Source organism: Streptomyces sp. S3(2020), from assembly GCF_013044505.1.
Lineage (GTDB): Bacteria > Actinomycetota > Actinomycetes > Streptomycetales > Streptomycetaceae > Streptomyces.
Genome location: NZ_JABERD010000458.1, coordinates 1 through 2,439 on the forward strand (window position 1 = coordinate 1; position 2,439 = coordinate 2,439).

Annotated in this window: 3 protein-coding genes and 1 rRNA gene; all 4 read right to left on the bottom strand. The window is 67.1% G+C overall.

Features of this window, described 5'->3' with window-relative positions; translation table 11 throughout:
- Positions 1-783: MFS transporter (locus tag HLK59_RS49480; RefSeq protein ID WP_171148249.1), on the bottom strand; the 783-nt coding region annotated here is incomplete at its 3' end.
- Positions 784-873: 90 nt separating this feature from the next.
- A complete protein-coding gene (locus HLK59_RS49485; protein WP_171148250.1) occupies positions 874-1,569 on the bottom strand; it encodes a VC0807 family protein in 696 nt (231 codons plus the stop codon).
- 81 nt (positions 1,570-1,650) lie between these two features.
- Positions 1,651-2,295, bottom strand: a complete 645-nt coding sequence (locus HLK59_RS49490) for an HAD family hydrolase (RefSeq protein ID WP_171148251.1) — start codon at positions 2,293-2,295, stop codon at positions 1,651-1,653.
- A 61-nt stretch (positions 2,296-2,356) separates the two neighbouring features.
- A 5S ribosomal RNA gene (gene rrf, locus HLK59_RS49495) occupies positions 2,357-2,439 on the bottom strand; the annotation flags it as partial.

The following is a 2,439-nucleotide window of genomic DNA, read 5'->3' on the forward strand; positions in this document are numbered from 1 at the left end:
GTCCCCGAGGCCCCGCCCGATCAACGTGGTGATCATGTAGACGTTGTACGGCACGGTCGCCATCTGCTCGCTGCTCCCCAGCACGTCCTGGAGGTACTTCGCACTCCAGTTGGAGACCGTCGAGTCCCCGATGTACGCGAAGGTCATCACCAGACACAGCGGCAACAGCAGCTTGAAGGCGACGGTCCCGCCCTCACCACCGGCCTTGTCCTCCACCGGCTCGGCGCCCCCGTCGACGTACCACCGACTCCCGACGAGCGCGGCCGGCAGCAGCACCACCACGACCGGCAGATACGACACGAACAACGCGAGATCCCAGTGCGCCCCCACCCACGCCAGCGACGCCCCCACGATCCCGCCCAGACTGAACACCGCGTGGAAGCTGAGCATGATGCTCCGCCCGTACGCCCGCTGGAGACTGACCCCGAGCATGTTCATGGACGCGTCGAGCACACCCACCGCGAGCCCGAACGCGGCCAGCGCGACCCCCAACTCGACCGTCGACGACCCCGCCCCGACCCCGCGCAGCGCCAGCAGTACGACGGGCTGGGCCCACCGCAGCAGCCGGCTGGGCGGTATCCGCTTCACCAGCTTCTCGGTCGACACACTCCCGACCCCGGCGAGGATCGGCACGGCCGCCAGAAAGGCCGGCAGCAACGCGTCGGAGACCCCGTACCGGTCCTGGATCGCGGGAATCCGGGTCACCAGCAGGGCAAAAGCCACCCCCTGGGCGAAGAAGCTGAACGCCAACGAGGCCCTACCGCGCCGCAGCACATCTGTCATGGCGGCGAGCGTAGGGCCCCGGACTACCCGTGGGTAGATCCAGCCAAAGATGAATTTCGCTCAACTTTGTTCGAGCGGGTCCACCAGGGCTCAGGCAACGACCGCCACCTCAGCCTTCACAGCCTCCTCGGCAGCCCTCACCTCGGCGCAGAGCAACCGCGCCATGGGCTCGGCGGCGACCACCCGGCTCACCACGAAAGCCGACGTCAACGAAGCGGCCAGGACGACGGACCCGAGCCAGACCATGGTGTCCACGGGCAGGGTGTACGCCCCGACGACCCGCGCCACACACTCCGCCAGCAGTACGACACCCCACACCACCGAGAACACCCGCTCGGCCCGAAGAAAAGCGACCGAGCCCTCCGCCGTGCCACCGGCCAACCGCCGCCAGGCGGCCTCCCTGGCCGAGTCCCCCCGCACCAGGAAGGGCTTGAACCCTGCCGTCATCATCGGCCGCCCCAGCACCACCGACACCAGGATCCCGACCCCGATGATGCTGCTGACCCCACTGTCCTTGGCGAGCATCAGCCGCGGGTCCCCGGAGACGAAGCCGAGCAGCAACGACACCGCATTCACGACGAGGATGAGGGCAGCCAGCCCGTTGACCGTCCGCTCCCTCACCACACCCCACACGGTCCGCCCGGCCGGCACCGCACTGCTCCAGGCAAGCGCCGCGAAGGTGCTCATCCCGAAGCCGTCCCTGAAGAGGTAGTACGACCCGACAGGCACCGCCACGTCCACGATCAGCGGGCCGAAGGTGTTCTGCTTGCTCGTCTTCGTCGTCATGCCCTCAGCTTCCCGCCCGACCGGGGTCCCCCAGTAGAAACGATCGTCCAGAGCTCCGCATGACAAATGTCAGACGTCGGCTCACACCAGCAGGTCGGCCAACTCCCCCATGTCGGAGAAGAGTTGATCGGCATCGGCAAGCCTGTCGGCGGGCGTCATCGCGGTGAACCCGTACACGTCCATCCCGGCCGCGACAGCCGCCTGCACCCCCAACGGACTGTCCTCGACCACCACACACCGCTCCGGCGCGACCCCCATCCGCTCGGCGGCGTACAGAAACAGATCCGGCGCCGGCTTCCCCCGCCCCACATCCTGCGAACTGAAGATCCGCGCATCCTCGAACCACCGGTCAAGCCCGGTCGTCCGATGCCCCACTCGAATCCGCTCATGGCTCCCGGACGACGCCACGCAGTAAGCCACCCCGTCCGCAGCCAGCTTCTCCAGCACCCCCACAGCCCCCGCCACCGGCTTCAGCTCCCGCTCGAACGCGGCGAACACCCGCCCGTGAAAGACGTCATCGAAGTCCTCGGGCAACCGCTCCCCGGTCCGCTCCTCGATCAGGTCGTGGATCCGATGCATCGCGGACCCCATGTAGTCACGGATGGAGTCCTCGTACGACGTCGGATGCCCGAGCTCGGTGAGGTAGCCGGCCAGCAGCCGGTTGGAGATCGGCTCACTGTCGACCAGGACGCCGTCGTTGTCGAAGATAACCAGGTCATAGCGCATGCCATTTACCCTAAACGCAAAAAAGGCCCACGCCTGATGGCGTGGGCCTTTTCTAATATTTGTTCGGCGGTGTCCTACTCTCCCACAGGGTCCCCCCTGCAGTACCATCGGCGCTGTAAGGCTTAGCTTCCGGGTTCGGAATGT

What these genes read in the sequence shown, in the direction of transcription:
- HLK59_RS49490 (WP_171148251.1), bottom strand. Translation starts at nt 2,295, where the DNA reads ATGCGCTATGACCTGGTTATCTTCGACAACGACGGCGTCCTGGTCGAC.
- HLK59_RS49485 (WP_171148250.1), bottom strand. Translation starts at nt 1,569, where the DNA reads ATGACGACGAAGACGAGCAAGCAGAACACCTTCGGCCCGCTGATCGTG.